This window comes from Hyphomonas sp. J20-32 (genome assembly GCF_055808555.1).
This window is the reverse complement of record NZ_CM147873.1, coordinates 2,449,841-2,466,143: the sequence shown is the minus strand read 5'-3', so window position 1 is coordinate 2,466,143 and position 16,303 is coordinate 2,449,841. Positions and strand designations below refer to the sequence as shown.

The 16,303-nt window shown below is 58.4% G+C and carries 18 protein-coding genes; 13 read left to right on the top strand and 5 right to left on the bottom strand.

What is annotated here, in order from left to right; translation table 11 throughout:
- Positions 1-57: 57 nt before the first annotated feature.
- The 3 genes from AC0L7I_RS12000 to spbR all read left to right on the top strand — a co-directional run bounded on the left by AC0L7I_RS12000 (position 58) and on the right by spbR (position 4,078).
- Entirely contained in the window at positions 58-1,086 is a 1,029-nt protein-coding gene (locus tag AC0L7I_RS12000; protein WP_473396658.1) for a DUF2806 domain-containing protein, read from the top strand.
- Between the two features lie 340 nt (positions 1,087-1,426).
- Positions 1,427-2,764, top strand: coding sequence for a trigger factor (tig, locus tag AC0L7I_RS11995; RefSeq protein ID WP_473399154.1), 1,338 nt, complete (start codon positions 1,427-1,429; stop codon positions 2,762-2,764).
- Between the two features lie 153 nt (positions 2,765-2,917).
- Positions 2,918-4,078, top strand: coding sequence for a SpbR family protein (gene spbR, locus AC0L7I_RS11990; RefSeq protein WP_473396657.1), 1,161 nt, complete (start codon positions 2,918-2,920; stop codon positions 4,076-4,078).
- Here the strand turns inward: spbR and AC0L7I_RS11985 are convergent.
- Positions 4,075-4,923 (bottom strand): EAL domain-containing protein, encoded by an 849-nt coding sequence (locus tag AC0L7I_RS11985; RefSeq protein ID WP_473396656.1) that lies wholly within the window; start codon positions 4,921-4,923, stop codon positions 4,075-4,077. The two genes, spbR and AC0L7I_RS11985, sit on opposite strands and share 4 nt — an antisense overlap.
- On the opposite strand from AC0L7I_RS11985, the gene AC0L7I_RS11980 reads away from it, so the two are divergent.
- Positions 4,874-5,677 carry an NUDIX hydrolase gene (locus AC0L7I_RS11980; RefSeq protein ID WP_473396655.1) on the top strand — a complete coding sequence of 268 codons (804 nt, stop codon included), beginning with the start codon at positions 4,874-4,876 and terminating at the stop codon, positions 5,675-5,677. The two genes, AC0L7I_RS11985 and AC0L7I_RS11980, sit on opposite strands and share 50 nt — an antisense overlap.
- Here AC0L7I_RS11980 and AC0L7I_RS11975 read toward each other — a convergent pair.
- Positions 5,667-6,233, bottom strand: a complete 567-nt coding sequence (locus AC0L7I_RS11975; RefSeq protein WP_473396654.1) for an Hpt domain-containing protein — start codon at positions 6,231-6,233, stop codon at positions 5,667-5,669. The genes AC0L7I_RS11980 and AC0L7I_RS11975 overlap by 11 nt on opposite strands.
- A 75-nt stretch (positions 6,234-6,308) precedes the next feature.
- Complete coding sequence (locus tag AC0L7I_RS11970) at positions 6,309-7,076, bottom strand: NAD kinase (RefSeq protein ID WP_473396653.1); 768 nt, start codon at positions 7,074-7,076, stop codon at positions 6,309-6,311.
- 168 nt (positions 7,077-7,244) lie between these two features.
- Here AC0L7I_RS11970 and AC0L7I_RS11965 point away from each other — a divergent pair, with 168 nt between their 5' ends.
- A complete protein-coding gene (locus AC0L7I_RS11965) occupies positions 7,245-8,021 on the top strand; it encodes a class II aldolase/adducin family protein (protein ID WP_473396652.1) in 777 nt (258 codons plus the stop codon).
- A 109-nt stretch (positions 8,022-8,130) separates the two neighbouring features.
- The gene (gene hemA / locus AC0L7I_RS11960) at positions 8,131-9,348 is read left to right on the top strand and encodes a 5-aminolevulinate synthase (protein WP_473396651.1); all 1,218 of its coding nucleotides are present in this window, start codon (positions 8,131-8,133) and stop codon (positions 9,346-9,348) included.
- Between the two features lie 41 nt (positions 9,349-9,389).
- Here hemA and AC0L7I_RS11955 read toward each other — a convergent pair whose 3' ends face one another.
- Positions 9,390-9,794: a Ros/MucR family transcriptional regulator gene (locus AC0L7I_RS11955; RefSeq protein WP_473396650.1), complete on the bottom strand. Its 405-nt coding sequence runs from the start codon at positions 9,792-9,794 to the stop codon at positions 9,390-9,392.
- A gap of 220 nt (positions 9,795-10,014) precedes the next feature.
- Between AC0L7I_RS11955 and glyA the strand changes: the two genes are divergently transcribed.
- The 7 genes from glyA to nusB are packed head-to-tail and all read left to right on the top strand — an operon-like array spanning position 10,015 to position 15,129.
- On the top strand, positions 10,015-11,322 hold the full coding sequence (gene glyA, locus AC0L7I_RS11950; RefSeq protein ID WP_473396649.1) for a serine hydroxymethyltransferase: 1,308 nt from the start codon (positions 10,015-10,017) through the stop codon (positions 11,320-11,322).
- Positions 11,323-11,328: 6 nt separating this feature from the next.
- On the top strand, positions 11,329-11,799 hold the full coding sequence (gene nrdR, locus AC0L7I_RS11945) for a transcriptional regulator NrdR (RefSeq protein WP_340692493.1): 471 nt from the start codon (positions 11,329-11,331) through the stop codon (positions 11,797-11,799).
- Positions 11,796-12,443: a RibD family protein gene (locus AC0L7I_RS11940; protein WP_473396648.1), complete on the top strand. Its 648-nt coding sequence runs from the start codon at positions 11,796-11,798 to the stop codon at positions 12,441-12,443. Before nrdR ends, AC0L7I_RS11940 begins: the two co-directional genes overlap by 4 nt.
- A gap of 29 nt (positions 12,444-12,472) precedes the next feature.
- Entirely contained in the window at positions 12,473-13,105 is a 633-nt protein-coding gene (locus tag AC0L7I_RS11935) for a riboflavin synthase (RefSeq protein WP_473396647.1), read from the top strand.
- Positions 13,098-14,225, top strand: a complete 1,128-nt coding sequence (gene ribB / locus AC0L7I_RS11930) for a 3,4-dihydroxy-2-butanone-4-phosphate synthase (RefSeq protein WP_473396646.1) — start codon at positions 13,098-13,100, stop codon at positions 14,223-14,225. The genes AC0L7I_RS11935 and ribB overlap by 8 nt, the downstream gene beginning before the upstream one ends.
- The gene (ribH, locus tag AC0L7I_RS11925; protein ID WP_473396645.1) at positions 14,225-14,653 is read left to right on the top strand and encodes a 6,7-dimethyl-8-ribityllumazine synthase; all 429 of its coding nucleotides are present in this window, start codon (positions 14,225-14,227) and stop codon (positions 14,651-14,653) included. Before ribB ends, ribH begins: the two co-directional genes overlap by 1 nt.
- Positions 14,650-15,129 (top strand): transcription antitermination factor NusB, encoded by a 480-nt coding sequence (gene nusB / locus AC0L7I_RS11920; RefSeq protein WP_473396644.1) that lies wholly within the window; start codon positions 14,650-14,652, stop codon positions 15,127-15,129. The genes ribH and nusB overlap by 4 nt, the downstream gene beginning before the upstream one ends.
- Here nusB and AC0L7I_RS11915 read toward each other — a convergent pair.
- Positions 15,126-16,295, bottom strand: a complete 1,170-nt coding sequence (locus AC0L7I_RS11915) for an epoxide hydrolase family protein (RefSeq protein ID WP_473396643.1) — start codon at positions 16,293-16,295, stop codon at positions 15,126-15,128. The two genes, nusB and AC0L7I_RS11915, sit on opposite strands and share 4 nt — an antisense overlap.
- Between the last annotated feature and the right edge of the window lie 8 nt (positions 16,296-16,303).

Below are 16,303 nucleotides of genomic sequence, written 5' to 3'. Positions count from 1 at the left end.
GTATGTAATTCGAACAAGTAGCTTGGAACGGAACACGAACTACGTTATTTCCGTCCGATGGCCATCACTAACGAGTCGGAAGTAACTTCCGCAGAAGAATCTCTATCGGACGAAGAGCAATCAATTTCGATTGCAGCTGCTTTCGGCGAAAGTTGGGCTGCGAATTTTCTTGGCGCGGTCCCAAGCTGGGCTGCAAAATTGTTCCTGAAGTGCGGTGGAAGGTTGTTGGATTCCGCATTGGATGTTCCCGACGCGCATCTCAAGAATTGGGCGAAAAGCATTGAAGCAGATCAGATTGCAAGAAATGCGATAAAGCAGCGAACCGCTGAATTGCTAGCGAACAATCCGAATAAAAATCCAATAGTGGCGCGAGCGATGGCGAAGGAAGCCTCGCGAATCCTTCGCGAGAATGTCACCATGCAAGACATATTTGAGATGGCCGGAGAAGATTTAGTCGACAATCCTCCTCCACAAGATGAACCAGATGGAGAAATTGAAGAGGACTGGCTCAATACATTTGATCGAGAGGCCTCTGCCAAGTCGTCTGAAGAGCTTCGCGCAGTTTTTGCGCGTATTCTTGCGGGAGAGATACGCAACCCAGGTAAATTTTCGCAAAGGACTTTGAAGTTTGTCGGGGGATTGTCGACAAAGGAAGCTCAAACGCTACGAATGCTTTATGGACTTCGAGTTATCGGAGCGGGAACGTCGTTCATCTTGACGTTAGGAAAAAATCCAGCTGTCGGCGAGATGGGCGCTTATGGGTTGAGCTTTCCCATTCTGCTCGAAATGATGGACCTCGGGATCCTGTCATCAAATCTGACCTTAAGTTTGAACGTTACAAATCATGACGATAGGCCGGTGATCTTACCTTTTAAAAACGTGGACCAGACCTTTGTTTTTCGATTTCCGGATGTGCCCGTGAAGGAAAAAGTAAACTTCCCCGTTCCGATCCTCAAATTCACAACGCTTGGTGTGGAATTGGCCTCGATTGTAGAACCAGAACGAAATTCTGAGTACCAAAAAGAAATGATCAGCCATTTGGCGGCATTGGGTGCGCCGATGATCCAAATGACCGGCCAATTCTGAACGGACGATGCTATCCGAATGGCACGTCACAAGCGCGGCACGTGACGCCAACTTGTGTCGCGGGCGGCACACGCCAACGAGTGTGTGGCGCGCGCTACTTAAAAATCTCAATCTATTCAATTGGTCTCCGAATCCACACTTGATTTAGGTTCCAGCGCCGCAAGGCGTGGAGGTTCGAGTCCTCTCATCCGCACCAGGCTCCTGAACATGCAGCATATCCCGCATAGTCTGCGTGGACAGGGGCTTTCGCCTATGACATAAGCCGCGCCTTCAGACAGGTTTCACACAGCCTCCAGCGTGCTTTTTTGCCTCGCGACCCCAAAAACGGATGAATAAACCAATGGAAGTTACCCAGACCAAGGCAGAAGGTCTTAGCCGCACATTCGAAGTGAAGGTTCCGGCGAGCGAACTCAAGACAAAGCTTGATGAGCGGATCGAGGAAATTCGGCCCCAAATGAAGCTCAAGGGGTTCCGCCCCGGCAAGGTGCCGGCTGCGCATGTGCGCAAGATGTTCGGCCGCGACCTGATGGGGGAACTGGTCAACAAGCTCGTCGACGAGACCAACCAGAAGGCCCTCGAGGAAAACGAACTACGTCCGGCGGGCCAGCCAAACGTCCACCTCGACGCGGACATGGAAGCCGTTGTCAAAGGCGAGGCCGACCTTTCGTACCACATGCATATCGATGTGATGCCGGAATTCACACCGGTTGATGTTTCGACAATCGCGATCACGCGTCCCGTTGCAGACGTCTCCGACGAGCAGATCGACGAGGCCCTCGCCCGTATCGCCGAGCAGAACATCCAATACGAGCCGCGCGCCAAGACGGCGAAAGCCAAGGACGGCGACGCGGTCGTCATAGACTTCGTTGGCAAGGTCGACGGCGTTGCGTTCGAAGGTGGTACAGCTGAACAACAATCGGTTGTTCTCGGCGCAAACCGGTTCATCCCGGGTTTTGAGGAACAGCTTCTCGGCGTCAAAACCGGAGAAGAAAAAGAGCTGAACGTTACCTTCCCAGAGGATTATCCATCGGCTGATCTGGCGGGCAAGGCTGCAGTATTCGAGGTCAAGGTGAGCGAAGTCCGCGCACCTAAATCGCCTGAACTGGATGATGAATTCGCAAAAGGGCTCGGTCTTGAGGACCTGGCCCAGCTCAAGGGGCTTGTGAAGGACCAGCTCAAGGCTGAGCACGACAATGTCTCGCGGGCCAAGGCAAAGCGCGACCTGTTGGACAAGCTGGATGATGCGCACGATTTCGATCTGCCGCCGAACATGGTCGAGCAGGAATTCGGCCAGATATGGCAACAGTTGCAGACTGAAATGGACGCAGGCCGGGTGTCTGACGAGGACAAAGGCAAGTCGGAAGACGAATTGAAAGACGAGTACCGCAAGATTTCCGAACGCCGTGTGCGCCTCGGCCTGGTACTTGCCGAGATCGGCCGCATTGCCGACGTCCGCATCACCGAGCAGGAAGTGAACCAGGCCCTGATCGCCGAGGCCCGCCAATATCCCGGCCAGGAAAAGCAGGTCGTCGAGTTCTTCCAGAAGAACCCGAATGCGATGGCGCAGCTACGTGCGCCGATCTACGAGGACAAGGTGGTCGACCACATCCTTACGACGGCCAAGGTTACCGAAGAGACCGTTTCGCGCGAGGAGCTCTTCAAGGAAGAAGACGAATAGTCTCAAGCAATCCTGGATGGAAACAAGGGCGCCGGGCTTCAGCAATGAAGTCCGGCGCCTTTCATTTGCGTGCCACTGGGCAACGCTGGTAAACGCTGTGTTAACCGCACTAGGCGAAATTCACCGCTAGCGATTCTGAAGGAATACGGCCCAATGAGCGTTCAGAGCATAAGACCGCAACTGACCGAGCAAGACATCGAACGCCTGATGCGGGGAGAAACCCCTGAACAGCGCGCGTCGGTTGCGCACAGGGTTTGCCGTCGTATTGCGCTGGACGTGCTGAGCGACCGGGAAAAAGGCTTCGCTGAAGAGATTATGGCGATCCTGGCTGAGGATTCTGCTGATCTTGTCCGCCGTACGCTTTCGGTGACTTTGCGGAATTCGCCCGTGCTGCCGCGCCAGATCGCGCTGAAATTGGCTCAGGATATCGAGGCAGTTGCGATTCCGGTGCTTCAGGATTCGCCGGTGTTTACCGATGAGGACCTGATTGAACTCGTTCTTGCCGTGACAGCCGCTAAACAGGCCGCGATCGCCAATCGGGAAACGCTCTCGATTACGCTCACGGAAGTGATTTCAGAACATGGCGCAGTCGAGGCTGTCAGGGCCGTATCGAAAAATGAAGGTGCCGAATTCAGCGATAAGGCTTTCGACGACACGATCCGCCGTTTCGGCCAGGACGAGATTGTCCAGACCGGCCTGATCAAGCGGGAGTTCATTCCGACGCACATCGCCGAAAAGATGGTGTCGCTGGTTTCGGGCCAATTGTTCGACCTGCTGGTCAATCGCCACGAACTGCCAGCCCAGATGGCGATCGACCTTGCGGGCAGCGCCCGCGAACGCGCGACAATAGACTTGGTCGAACAGGCAGGGCGGACGCACGATCTTCCGCGGTTCGTTTCACAGTTGAACCTGAATGGCCGCCTGAGTCACTCGCTGATCATGCGCGCGCTCTGCTGTGGGCAAATGCCTTTTGTCGAACATGCGCTGGCCGAACTCTCGGGCGTGGGCCACCAGCGCGTGTGGCTGATGATTCACGATGCTGGCCCGCTCGGCTTGCAGGCCGTATTTGATCGTGCCGGTGTGCCGCGTAAGATGCTTCCGGCGTTTCGTGCGGCCGTGAACGTCTTCCATGAGACGAGCCATGACGGTGGTCCGAATGACCGGGCCCGTTTCCGCGCCCGCATGATCGAACGCGTGCTGACACAGTTCCAGGCCATTCCAAAGGACGATCTGGAATACCTGCTCGACAAGCTCGACTATTATTCGGAAATGGCGGCCGAAGAAGAAGTGGAGCAAGAGACCGACGCCGCTTAGGCGTCAGTTCTCGGGTGCGTTGCGGCATGGACGCCGATATTCGCCAGGTATTCGCCGTCGCGCCAATGTGCATTCTCTGCGACGATCAGAATGCCTGAAGCATCAGCCAATTCGACCAGATCCAGCAAATCGGGATTGGCCTCCAGCGCACGGGCGTCTACGCGAATCGTGTCGATCAGCAGACGGAGCGAATCGCTAAGCGGAGTCTGCCATGAGCGACGCATGTCGATCGCGACGCGGAAGCCGTGGCGACGCAAGTGTCCGAGTCGGTTGACATAATCGCTCACGCCGCCTGCAAAAGCCGCATCCGCGTATTCGAGGCAGACTTCCTGTTGGCAGAGAGAGGTTCGTCGGACCGCCGCGTCACAGGCGACAGCCGTATTGGCATGCGCAAGGGAGGCGACAGGGGCCGGCACAAGGATAGGACGCTGGCTCGCCGGTTGCCCGTGCGTCGCGCTGGCGATGCGCGTCAATTGTTCTGACAGCCATTTTGCGGGATTGGCGACTTCGGTCGGCTGTGTCCGCGGACCAAAAACGACGCGCTCCTCGAATGCCACCGGTGATTCGCAAACCTGGCCGAGGGAATCACCGCTCAACAGGTGGACGACGTTGTGAAAACGGAACTGTGGAGGAGGGGAAAGGCGGCTCTGGCGATCGAGCGGGGATTGAATGGCGCGCATGGCCTGTGTCCTTTCCTGCGAGTTGTCTATTGCCTTCCCTAAGGGCGAGAGTTGAACATCACGCGCAGATATTCGGCTGTATTTTCCCGAAATTTGACCAATTGAGGTTACGAGCATGACAAAAACCCCTTCGGAACCCCGGCTTTCCGCCACAGTCCTGATCATCCGCGACGGACGAAATCTGCCCGAAGTGCTGATGGTGAAGCGGCACTACGAGATCGATTTTGCAGCGGGCGCGCTTGTTTTTCCGGGCGGAAAGGCCAACGAAGAAGACTCAGATTCGGCCTGGGATGCGTTTACGGATGGCGATTTCGGCCCGGTCCAGCAGGATGCGCGCATCGCAGCCGTGCGTGAGGCATTTGAAGAATCGGGCCTCTTGCTGGCGCGTCATGCCAACAGGCGAGGTCCCGGTGCGTCGCTTGTCGGGCCAGACATTTCTGAAATGCTTGCGCCTCTGCGGGGGGCAGTCGACAGGCGGGAAGAGAGTTTCCTTGGATTGATGCGCCAGCACGATCTCGTCCTTGCGCTCGACAGCCTGATTCATTTCGGACACTGGATCACGCCGGAAATGATGCCCAAACGCTTCGACACGCATTTCTATCTCGCCCCGGCTCCGCAGGACCAGGTCGCCGCCCATGACGGCCGAGAGACGACGGATGCAGTCTGGCTGGGCGCGCAGGAGGCGCTCGACATGGAACTGGCAGGGCAGGCCACGATCATCTTCCCGACACGCATGAACCTGGTGAAACTGGCCCGTGGCACGTCGGTCGCGGACGCGTCAGCCCGGTTCGGGTCTGAAGATGTCGTCAAGGTTCTGCCGCGTGCCGGCAAGGACGAGTCTGGCCAGCCCTGCCTGTTCATTCCGGAAGAGGCGGGCTACGGACAGACAATCGAGTTGCTGTCTCGCGTTAATGTCTGACGAGTTGCTGGCCGGTTTTCGCGGCGACGCTCTGCTCCAGGGCGTCACAGACAGCATCGGCAACAGACGCCGCGCTGTCGCCGGATCCGACACCGACATAGGCTGCTCGGCACGCTTCTATGTGTAAATTGATGAGTGCCTGGTTTTCGCCAGGGTGTGTGTCGTTGAGCAATGTGCAAAGCGAGCCGCAAAGCCTGGAGATGGCGGGATAACCGTATGACCCCGCGACGCCATGAATGTTGTGGGAGGCCGTAAAGACGGCGCGATACGATTCAGGCGTAGCATCAGGCGCTTGCGCGTCAGTCCATGCGGCGATCAGTTTGTCGAGATCTGTCGCCATCCACTCTTCAAATTGGCCCGACAGCGAGTCGACAGCTGTCTCGGCCCGATCGGCCATGTCCTTCGGGTCAGCCTTCTGAACGATGTCCGCCTCTGCTGCCGGCTTGGCCGGGCGGATCTTGATCACGCGCGAAATATCAGGCGTCTGAATCTGTTTGGTGTCGGCTGAAGAAGAGTTCTTCGCCGACAGGAATTTGCCAAATAGCTTGCTGATCATCGATTCGTCCCGAGCTGTGGGGCGATCCTATTCGGCAAGGCTTAAAAAACCGCTGACAGACCAGGTCCGGAATATCTAGAAGGCAAATTGCTCGCGCAGGATACGCTCGTCCAGCGCATGACCCGGGTCAAACAGCATGGTGAGGCGACGGTCGCGGCTCTCGCGCACCTGTACATGGACAATGTCCCTGACTTCCTGATTGTCTGCCGCAGCGGCGACGGGACGACGGTCCGGTGCAATCACGTCAATATTCACGGTCGCATCGTGTCGCAGGAGCGCGCCCTTCCAGCGTCGTGGACGGAACGCGCTCACCGGTGTCAATGCCAGCAGGTTCGCACCAATCGGCAGGATCGGGCCATGGGCGGACAGGTTATAAGCGGTTGAGCCGGCAGGGGTGGCCACCATCACGCCGTCGCACGTGAGTTCTTCCATGCGGATCTTGTCATCCACCGTGATTTTCAGGCGAGCCGACTGGGCCGTTTGCCGCAGCAGCGATACTTCATTGATCGCCAGCGCCCGGTGTTGCTTCCCGTGCACATCGGTGGCGATCATGCGCAATGGAATGATGCTCGCCCGCTCGGCTGCGTTGATGCGGTCAGGCAACCCGTCAAGACCGTAATCATTCATCAGGAACCCGACTGTGCCGCGGTGCATGCCATAAACCGGCTTGTTGTCGTCGAACCGACGCCGCAACGTATCGAGCATCGCACCATCGCCACCGATCGCGACAATGACGTCGGCGTCGTCTTCCGAAACCTGTCCGTACCGGCGAATGAGTTCCGGCAAAGCCTCCTGGGCTTCTGGACGTTTCGAGGCGAAAAATGCAAGGCGTAGCTGGGTCATTGCGGTCACATGTCGGCGGCGTAGCCTGACTCGTCAAGGATTTCGCGACTCCTTCGTCTTGCTGTCGATTCCCGGCCAGGGTGCGCTCTGATGACGCCTGTGTCAGGTTTAACTGGCGCAAGGCCCTCATTTCCGTTACTTTCGCGTCAAAATATGGAGGAGAAAATCATGGCCGATGGCGCCCAGAAAGTGGATATCCGTGGATCAGTCAGCGCTGACGAATGGAAAGCGCGCGTCGATTTGGCGGCCATGTACCGCCTAGTTGCCCTGCATGGCTGGGACGACATGATCTTCACGCACATTTCGCATCGCGTGCCAGGCCCGGACCATCACTTCCTGATCAACCCTTATGGCATGCTGTTCGAGGAAATCACGGCGTCTTCGCTCGTGAAGGTCGATCTCGACGGCAATGTCATCCAGGAAACCGAGTATTTCATAAATCCGGCGGGTTTCACCATCCACTCCGCCGTCCACGCGGCCCGCGACGACGCCCATGTTGTCATGCACCTGCACACGGATGATGGTGTTGCCGTTTCGTGCCAGAAAGACGGCCTGATGCCGCTCAGCCAGACATCAATGCTGGTGCGTCACGATCTCGCTTATCATGACTATGAAGGCGTTGCCCTGGACCTTGGCGAGCGTGAACGTCTCGTTGCCGACCTTGGAACCAAGAACAACATGATGCTGTACAATCATGGCACCATGACCGTCGGCGGCACAGCGGCGGAAACCTTCCTGCGCATGTTCTTCCTGGAGCGCGCGTGCACCATGCAGGTGCGGGCGCTTTCGGCTGGGCGGGATGGCGTGATCATCGCTCCGGAAGCCGTTCAGAACGTTGTCAAAGGCCAGAGTAATCCGGAAGGCTCGAACGTGCTGGCCAATCGTCTCGCCTGGCCGGCCCTGCTGCGCAAGCTGGACCGTGAATCGCCCGGATATGATTCCTAAGTGATTTCACGTATGCGACAAAAACAGCCTTTGTCGTAGTTGAGGATTATCAAGCGGGCCGCGCCTGCCTATCTAACCGCCAGAAATAGTATAAGGGCGTTCAAGAGCCATGAAGCATCTTAAAGCATTCGAAGACGCCCTTGGCGAAATCCATGACGAGGGTCGCTACCGGGTTTTTATCGACCTGCACCGTCATCGGGGCAGCTTCCCGAAGGCGACAGCCCGTTTCGAGGATGGCGAGCGCGAAGTTACGATCTGGTGCTCTAACGACTATCTCGGCATGGGTCAGGATGACGACGTCATCAATGCGATGCATGAGGCGATCGACAGTTTTGGCGCTGGGTCGGGCGGGACGCGCAACATTTCCGGAACGACGCGCTACCATGTCGACCTCGAACGCGAACTGGCTGACCTTCATGAGAAGGAAGCGGCTCTACTGTTCACGTCTGGCTATGTGTCCAACGAAGCGACGCTTTCCACGCTCGGCAAGATTCTGCCCAATCTGATCATCTATTCAGACGCGCTCAACCACGCGTCGATGATTGAAGGCATCCGTCGCTCCGGCGCAGACCGTCGTGTGTTCCGTCACAATGATGTCGACCACTTGCGCGCCCTCATGGAGCTGGATGACCCAGAACGGCCGAAGCTGATCGCCTTTGAAAGCGTCTATTCCATGGATGGCGATTTCGGTCGGATGGAAGAAATCTGCGACCTGGCAGACGAATTCAATGCGCTGACCTATCTCGATGAAGTCCATGCCGTGGGCCTCTATGGGCACAATGGGGCAGGGGTCGCCGAAATGCAGGGGCTGGCCGACCGGATCGATATTATCGAAGGCACGCTCGGCAAGGCTTATGGCGTCATGGGCGGTTATATTGCCGGGCACACAACCGTGATCGACTCGATCCGTTCGATGGCCTCGGGCTTTATCTTCACGACATCGACATGCCCTGTCATGGCTGCTGGGGCGCTAGCAAGCGTCTCGAAATTGCGGACGGATGAGGGCCGCCGTTTGCGGTCCGTTCATCAGGCTCACGCGGCACTGCTCAAGCAAAAGTTTACGGATGCAGGCCTACCCGTCATGGAATCACCCTCTCACATCGTTCCACTGCTTGTCGGAGATCCGGAGCGCTGCAAGGCGTTGTCAGATACGTTGCTGTTCGACTTTGGTATCTATGTGCAACCGATCAATTATCCCACAGTCCCGCGCGGAACCGAACGCCTGCGATTCACGCCCAGCCCGGTGCATGGCGAGGCGATGATGGATGAATTGGTCGCTGCCATTCTTGCCGTCTGGAAGCAGCTTGGTCTCGACAAAGCTGCTTGAGGCCGCTCGCTTTACTTAAACTACATTGAATACTATAAGAATTATGACGACTTCTTCTTGCCGAGGCCGATATCCTTGGCATGTTGCGACCGGAGTTTGGCATAGTTCGGTGCAACCATCGGATAGTCGGCAGGCAGGTTCCAGCGCGCACGATACTCTTCCGGCGTCATGTCGTAGCGAGAGCGGAGATAACGTTTCAGCATCTTCAGCTTGCGGCCGTCCTCCAGGCAGACCAGATAGTCCGGCGTGATGGACTTAGCAATGGATACTGCAGGTTCCGGCATTTCGACCTTTGGCGTGTCAGCCTTGGACAGGTCAATGATCGTGGCGTGGACCGTCTTGATCAGGTCTGGCAGGTCAGATGCGGGAACTGCATTGTTGGCAACGAAAGCCGAGATGATACCCGTCGCCATTTTCAGCACATCAGCGTCGTCGATATCACTCATGTCGCCTTTAATCCCGTTGCGGTATTCAAGCGTTGTCAGTCAGGCAATTCAGTCCCGACAAAGTCTAATACCATATAGATCGAAGTAATGGCACACAATATTCAAGACCGATTGTAAACAAGAATGTGGCGTGAGCATGCAGTTTAAAGCAATTCGTCGTGGTTGCAGCAGGAGTGCAGGCGGCGTAAAGACGTCCTGACCCTTGCCACAGGAGATTCTCATGGCTGATACGGCGGCTCCGGCGCAGACCAAAAATCGCGGATTTTTCTCGACTTCCCTGTCTGATGCCGACCCGGAATTGTTCGCGGCAATCGCGGATGAACGCTCGCGCCAGCAGCACCAGATCGAGCTGATCGCATCCGAAAACATCGTCTCGAAGGCGGTGCTCGAAGCGCAAGGATCGATTCTGACGAACAAGTATGCCGAAGGGTATCCCGGCAAGCGCTATTATGGCGGCTGCGAATTCGTCGATGTTGCCGAGAACCTCGCCATCGACCGGGCGAAGGCTCTGTTCAATTGCGGCTTTGCCAATGTCCAGCCAAACTCGGGCAGCCAGGCAAACCAGGGAGTGTTCCAGGCCATGATTAAGCCGGGCGACACGATCCTCGGCATGAGCCTCGATGCAGGCGGTCACCTCACGCATGGCGCCAAACCGAACCAGTCGGGCAAATGGTTCAACGCCGTTCAGTACGGTGTTCGCCGTGAAGATGACCAGATCGACTTCGTTGAAGTCGAGCGCCTGGCGAAAGCCCATCGTCCGCAAATGATCATTGCAGGTGGCTCCGCCTATCCGCGTCAGATCGATTTCAGGAAATTCCGCGAGATTGCAGACGAAGTCGGCGCAATCTTCCTCGTCGACATGGCACACTTTGCAGGCCTCGTGGCGGGCGGGGCCCACCCGAACCCGCTTGAGCATTGCCACATCGCGACGACAACCACGCACAAGACTCTTCGCGGCCCGCGTGGCGGCATGATTCTTACGAATGACGAGGCCATGGCGAAGAAAATCAATTCGGCCATATTCCCGGGAATCCAGGGCGGCCCGCTGATGCATGTCATTGCAGCAAAGGCCGTCGCATTCGGTGAAGCGCTCAGGCCGGAATTCAAGACCTACGCCGCTCAGGTTGTCGCAAATGCAAAGGCAATGGCGGCAGCCTGCAAGTCAGGTGGCCTGGATGTTGTTTCTGGTGGCACCGACACGCATCTCGCGCTGATCGACCTGCGTCCGAAGAAGGTTACCGGCCGCGACGCCGAGCAAGCGCTCGAGCGGGCTTTCATTACCTGCAACAAGAATGGCGTGCCATTCGACCCGGAAAAGCCGACGATCACGAGCGGTATCCGCGTCGGTTCGCCTGCCGGCACGACCCGTGGTTTCGGTGAGGAAGAGTTCACGCAAATCGGCGACTGGATCGGCGAAGTCGTCGGCGCGGTCGCTGCTGGCGAAAGCGCGGCAGTGGAAGACAAGGTCCGCGCTGAGGTGAAGGCGCTGACTGCTCAATTCCCGATCTATAACGGCTTGGGAGCTTGATACGTTTTGAGGTGTCCGTTCTGTGGTTCTGAAAATACGGCCGTAAAGGACAGCCGCTCGGCTGAAGATGACACGGCTGTACGCCGCCGCCGGGTGTGCGAAAGCTGCGGCGCGCGGTTCACCACATTTGAACGCGTCCAGTTGCGAGAGATCGTGGTGATCAAGCGCGACGGCAAACGGTCGCTTTTCGAACGCGACAAGTTGTTCCGGTCGATCTCCGTAGCCGTACGCAAGCGACCGGTGGACCGCGACCGGATTGACCAGATGGTTTCCGGAATCGTGCGCAAGCTCGAAAGTGGCGGCGAGTCCGAAGTGCCGTCGTCACAGCTGGGCGAACTTGTCATGGAAGCGCTGAAACACGTCGATCCGGTTGGGTATGTTAGGTACGCCAGCGTGTATCGCGACTTCAAGGATCCGAGCGATTTTGCACAGTTCATCGAAAAGACGGCACTCGAAGAAGATATAGACGAGTCATGAGCGGCGTGAGGGTTACCCTCAAGATCGCGACCTCGCTGGATGCGCGCATTGCGCTTGCCGACGGCACCAGCCAATGGATTACCACGAGCGGGTCGCGCGCGCGGGCCCATCAGATGCGCGCCGAACATGATGCGGTCCTGGTCGGCATCGGCACAGTGCTGGCGGATGATCCGTTACTGACCGCCCGCACGGTTCCAATGCCCGAAAAACAGCCCGTGCGTATTGTGGCGGATTCCCGTGGTCGAACCCCGAAACACTCACGTCTCGTCCAGTCCGTATCCAGTGGCCCGGTTGTGGTGGCCACGGCGGGCCAGCCACAGGACATTCTCGCGGCAGGTGGTGTCGACATCTGGCGTTGCGGCAACGGCACGCGGGTAGATGTGAACGCGCTCGTTAGCCGCGCGGAAGGCGAGGGGATCGGCTCCATCCTGCTTGAGGGGGGAGGCACCCTGGCGGCGTCCTTCATCCGGGCCGGGCTCGTTGACGAGATCGCCTGGTTTCGTGCGCCGATCCTGATCGGGGGCGACGGCCTGCCAGCACTTGGTGGATTGGGACTCGAAACACTCGCTGCTGCGTCACGCTGGCGCCCTGTCGCTACGGAACGGATTGGAGACGACGTCCTCGACACTTATGTTCGGATTTAGCATAAGTCCCGCGAAGGATTAATCCCACCATGTTTACAGGTCTCGTCACTGACGTCGGAACGGTTCGCAAGGCCGAAGCGCGCAACGGGCTCGTGCGGTTCGAAGTCGAGAGCGGCTATCCGCTTCAGGACATCGCGATGGGGGCCTCCATCATGCATTCCGGCGTCTGCCTGACCGTGGTCGACATGGGCGAGGGTGAGCGCGGAGCATGGTTTGCCGTCGAGGCGGTTCCCGAGACCCTTTCGAAGACCGTGCTCGGCGAATGGCAGGCCGGATCGCGTGTCAATCTCGAACAAAGCCTGAAGCTGGGCGATGAACTTGGCGGCCATTTCGTGTTTGGCCATGTCGACGGTGTCGGCGAGGTCGTCGCCATCGAACCCGAAGGCCAAAGCTGGCGCCTGACGATCCGTCCGCCTGCCAGTATTGCCCGCTATTTCGCCACCAAGGGCTCTGCTTCCGTTAATGGCGTATCGCTGACCGTCGCCGAAGCGCTGCCCAATGGCGACTTCCAGCTGGCGATCATTCCGCACACCTGGGAGGTCACGACCCTGTCGGACTTGAAGCCGGGCGCACATGTGAACCTTGAGATCGACATGCTGGCGCGCTACGTGGCGCGCATGATAGGCGCCGATGCGCCGGAAGGGCCCACCAAAAATGTCTGATGACTTCCACGCCGCGATCTCGTCGATCGACGAAATTATCGAAGATGCCCGAAATGGCCGGATGTATATCCTGGTTGATGCCGAGGATCGCGAAAACGAGGGTGACCTGATCATTCCGGCGACGTTCGCGACGCCCGAACAGGTCAACTTCATGGCGCGCCACGGCCGCGGCCTGATCTGCCTCGCCATGACTCAGGAACGCTCTCACACACTTCGCCTCGACATGATGACGCGCAACAATCGCGAAAGCATGCAGACCGCCTTCACCGTGTCCATCGAGGCGAAGGATGGCGTCACGACAGGCATATCAGCGCATGATCGGGCCCGCACCATCGCGGTTGCCATCGATCCGACCGCCGATCATGACGACATCGTCTCACCCGGCCATGTGTTCCCCCTGGTTGCGAAGGATGGCGGCACGCTCGTGCGCGCGGGCCATACAGAAGCGGCCGTCGATATTTCCCGGATGGCTGGACTCTATCCTGCAGGTGTCATCTGCGAGATCATGAACGAAGACGGCTCGATGGCCCGCCTGCCGGACCTCGTCGCCTTCGCCCAGCTGCACAATCTCAAGATCGGCACGATTGCGGACCTGATCGCCTGGCGCCGCCAGAATGACCGGTTCCTGGAGCGCCGCGTCGAGGCAGTCCTCAACTCCACCTATGGGGAGGGCTTCAAGACGGTCTGTTTCCGCAACACGCTCGACAATTCCGAATACATCGCGATCGTTCACGGCGAGATCAAACCGGATTCGACCACGGTCGTTCGGGTGCATCATCCCGACGTGCTTTCTGATATCCTGGGTGAGACCGGCCCGCGCCAGGGCCTGGTCGAAAAGGCCATGCGTGTCATTGCCGAAGCAAAGGAACCGGGCGTCATTGTCTTCGTCAATACGATGCGCCCCAATGTGCTGGCCGAACGTCTGGGGCTGAAATCAGACACGCCCCGGGACCCGTCGGCGCCACTGCGCGAATACGGTATCGGTGCCCAGATCCTGCGCGAACTCGGCGTCCGCAAGATGATTTTCCTGTCCGATACGCAGCCCACCCGCGTTGCAGGGCTTGACGGATACGGCCTGACCATAGAGGGCTGGCGCCGCTTGAACGAGGAGACCAACTGATGGCGGACCGCGTCCTCATCGCCATTTCGCGATATTACAAACGCATCAGCGACGAGCTGGAACTTGGTGCGATGGAAGAACTGGAAGCTGCCGGCGCGAAAGTGACCGTCATGGAAGTACCGGGCGCGTTCGAGCTGCCGGGCCTGATCGCGATGGCGGCCGACAGTGGCCGCTTCGATGGCGCCGTCGCGCTCGGCTGCGTCATTCGCGGCGAGACGACCCATTATGACTATGTCTGCGGCGAGAGCGCCCGCGGCCTGATGGACCTGATTGTCCAGCGCCGCCAGGCCATCGGCTACGGCATCCTCACGGTCGAGAACGAGGACCAGGCCTGGGCCCGCGCTGATCGGAAACAGAAGAACAAGGGCAAGGATGCCGCCGAGGCCTGCCTGTCGATGATCAAGTTCCGCAAGGAACTCATTCGTTGAGCCAGCAGAAAATCCCTTTCGAGGTCATCCGCGCCCGGCGCGCCGGCGCCCGGCTGGCTGCGGTTCAGGCGCTCTATGAAATGGAGCAGACCGGCAAGTCGGCCAAGGCGACCATTCGGGCCTTCATGGACGACCGTCTCGGTATCGGCCCGGACGAGTCTCCGATCGAGGAAGCCGACCCTGACCTGTTCAAGTCGATCCTGAATGCCGTCGTGGAACATCAGGCCGCCGTCGATACCGCCATCCTGTCGCGTCTGTCCGATGGCTGGAAGCTGACGCGCCTCGATGCAACGACGCGTGCCATCCTTCGGGCCGGTGCAGCCGAATTCATCGTACACCAGGAATTGTCAGAAGCGGTTATCCTCGACGAATATGTCTCCCTCGCACATGACTTTTTCGACGAGACCGAAGCCAAGTTCGTAAACGCCGTGCTTCAGAATGTCGGCCGCGACCTGCGGACAGGCTCTGCCGCCTAACCTGCCTTTCGGCCCCAGGCGCGCAAGTCTTCGACAAACAGGTCCGGCTTTTCCATCGCCGCAAAGTGACCGCCGCCGGGCATGTCTGACCAGTGCGTGATATTGTAGGCCCGCTCGCACCAGCTGCGCGGTGGGGCGGGATAGACGGCCTCTCCCGGGAAGTTCGCAAAGCCTGTCGGCGTCTCGCACCGCTTGCCCTCGGGCAACACTGCGCCGCCTTCCTGGAACAGCGCGTTATAATACCAGATACTGGTCGCGATGGCGTCGTTGACAAGGTAGATCATCACGTTCGTCAGCAGCTGGTCTTTCGAATAGACGCTGAACAGGTCGCCGTCCTTGAGGTCCGACCAGCCATGGAATTTCTCGATGATCCAGGCCGCCGTGCCCATTGGCGAATCCATCAGCGCCATGGCCAGGGTCTGCGGCTTGGTGGCGTGCTCCATGAAATAGGCGCCCTCCTTCTGCATCGCGACCTGCGACCCGGCGAGCCAGGCTATCTCGTCCTTCGTTTCAGGATTGGGCGGATTTGGCCGGAAGCCGACCATGTTGAGATGGATGGCCTTGCAGCCGCCTTTGCCATCAACCGTGCCATGGTCGTAGCCCAGCCATGACGTGACGAGGCTGCCCCAGTCGCCGCCCTGAGCGAGATAGGTCTCATGGCCCAGCACGTCCTGCATCAATGTATTCCACAGCTTGGCTGTGGCGCGCTGGCCCATAGGAGATGCCGGCTTTTCGGAAAAGCCGTAACCGGGCAGGGATGGGATGATCAGGTCGAACGCATCCTCTGACTTGCCGCCATGCTTGGACGGAAAGGCGAGCGGCCCGATAGCTTCCCAGAACTCGAAGACGGATCCCGGCCAGCCATGCGTCAGCAATAGCGGACGTCTGCCACCCGCTTCGCCAACGACATGCACGAAATGGATCTCCATGCCGTCCACGTCCGCCTTGTAGCTTGGGTAGCGGTTGAGGTCCGTTTCTGCCTCGCGCCAGTCATAGCCTGCGAGCCAGTAGCGCTGCAGCTCCTTCATGACCGGCGTCGACATGCCATAGGCAAAGCCCTGCTCATTGGCGGGCGCCGGAAACCATTTATAGTTTTCGACGCGTTCGCGGATCGCCTTGATCGTCTTGTCGGGAATATCGATGCGAAACGGTTTTGCCTTGCTCATGCGTGTGT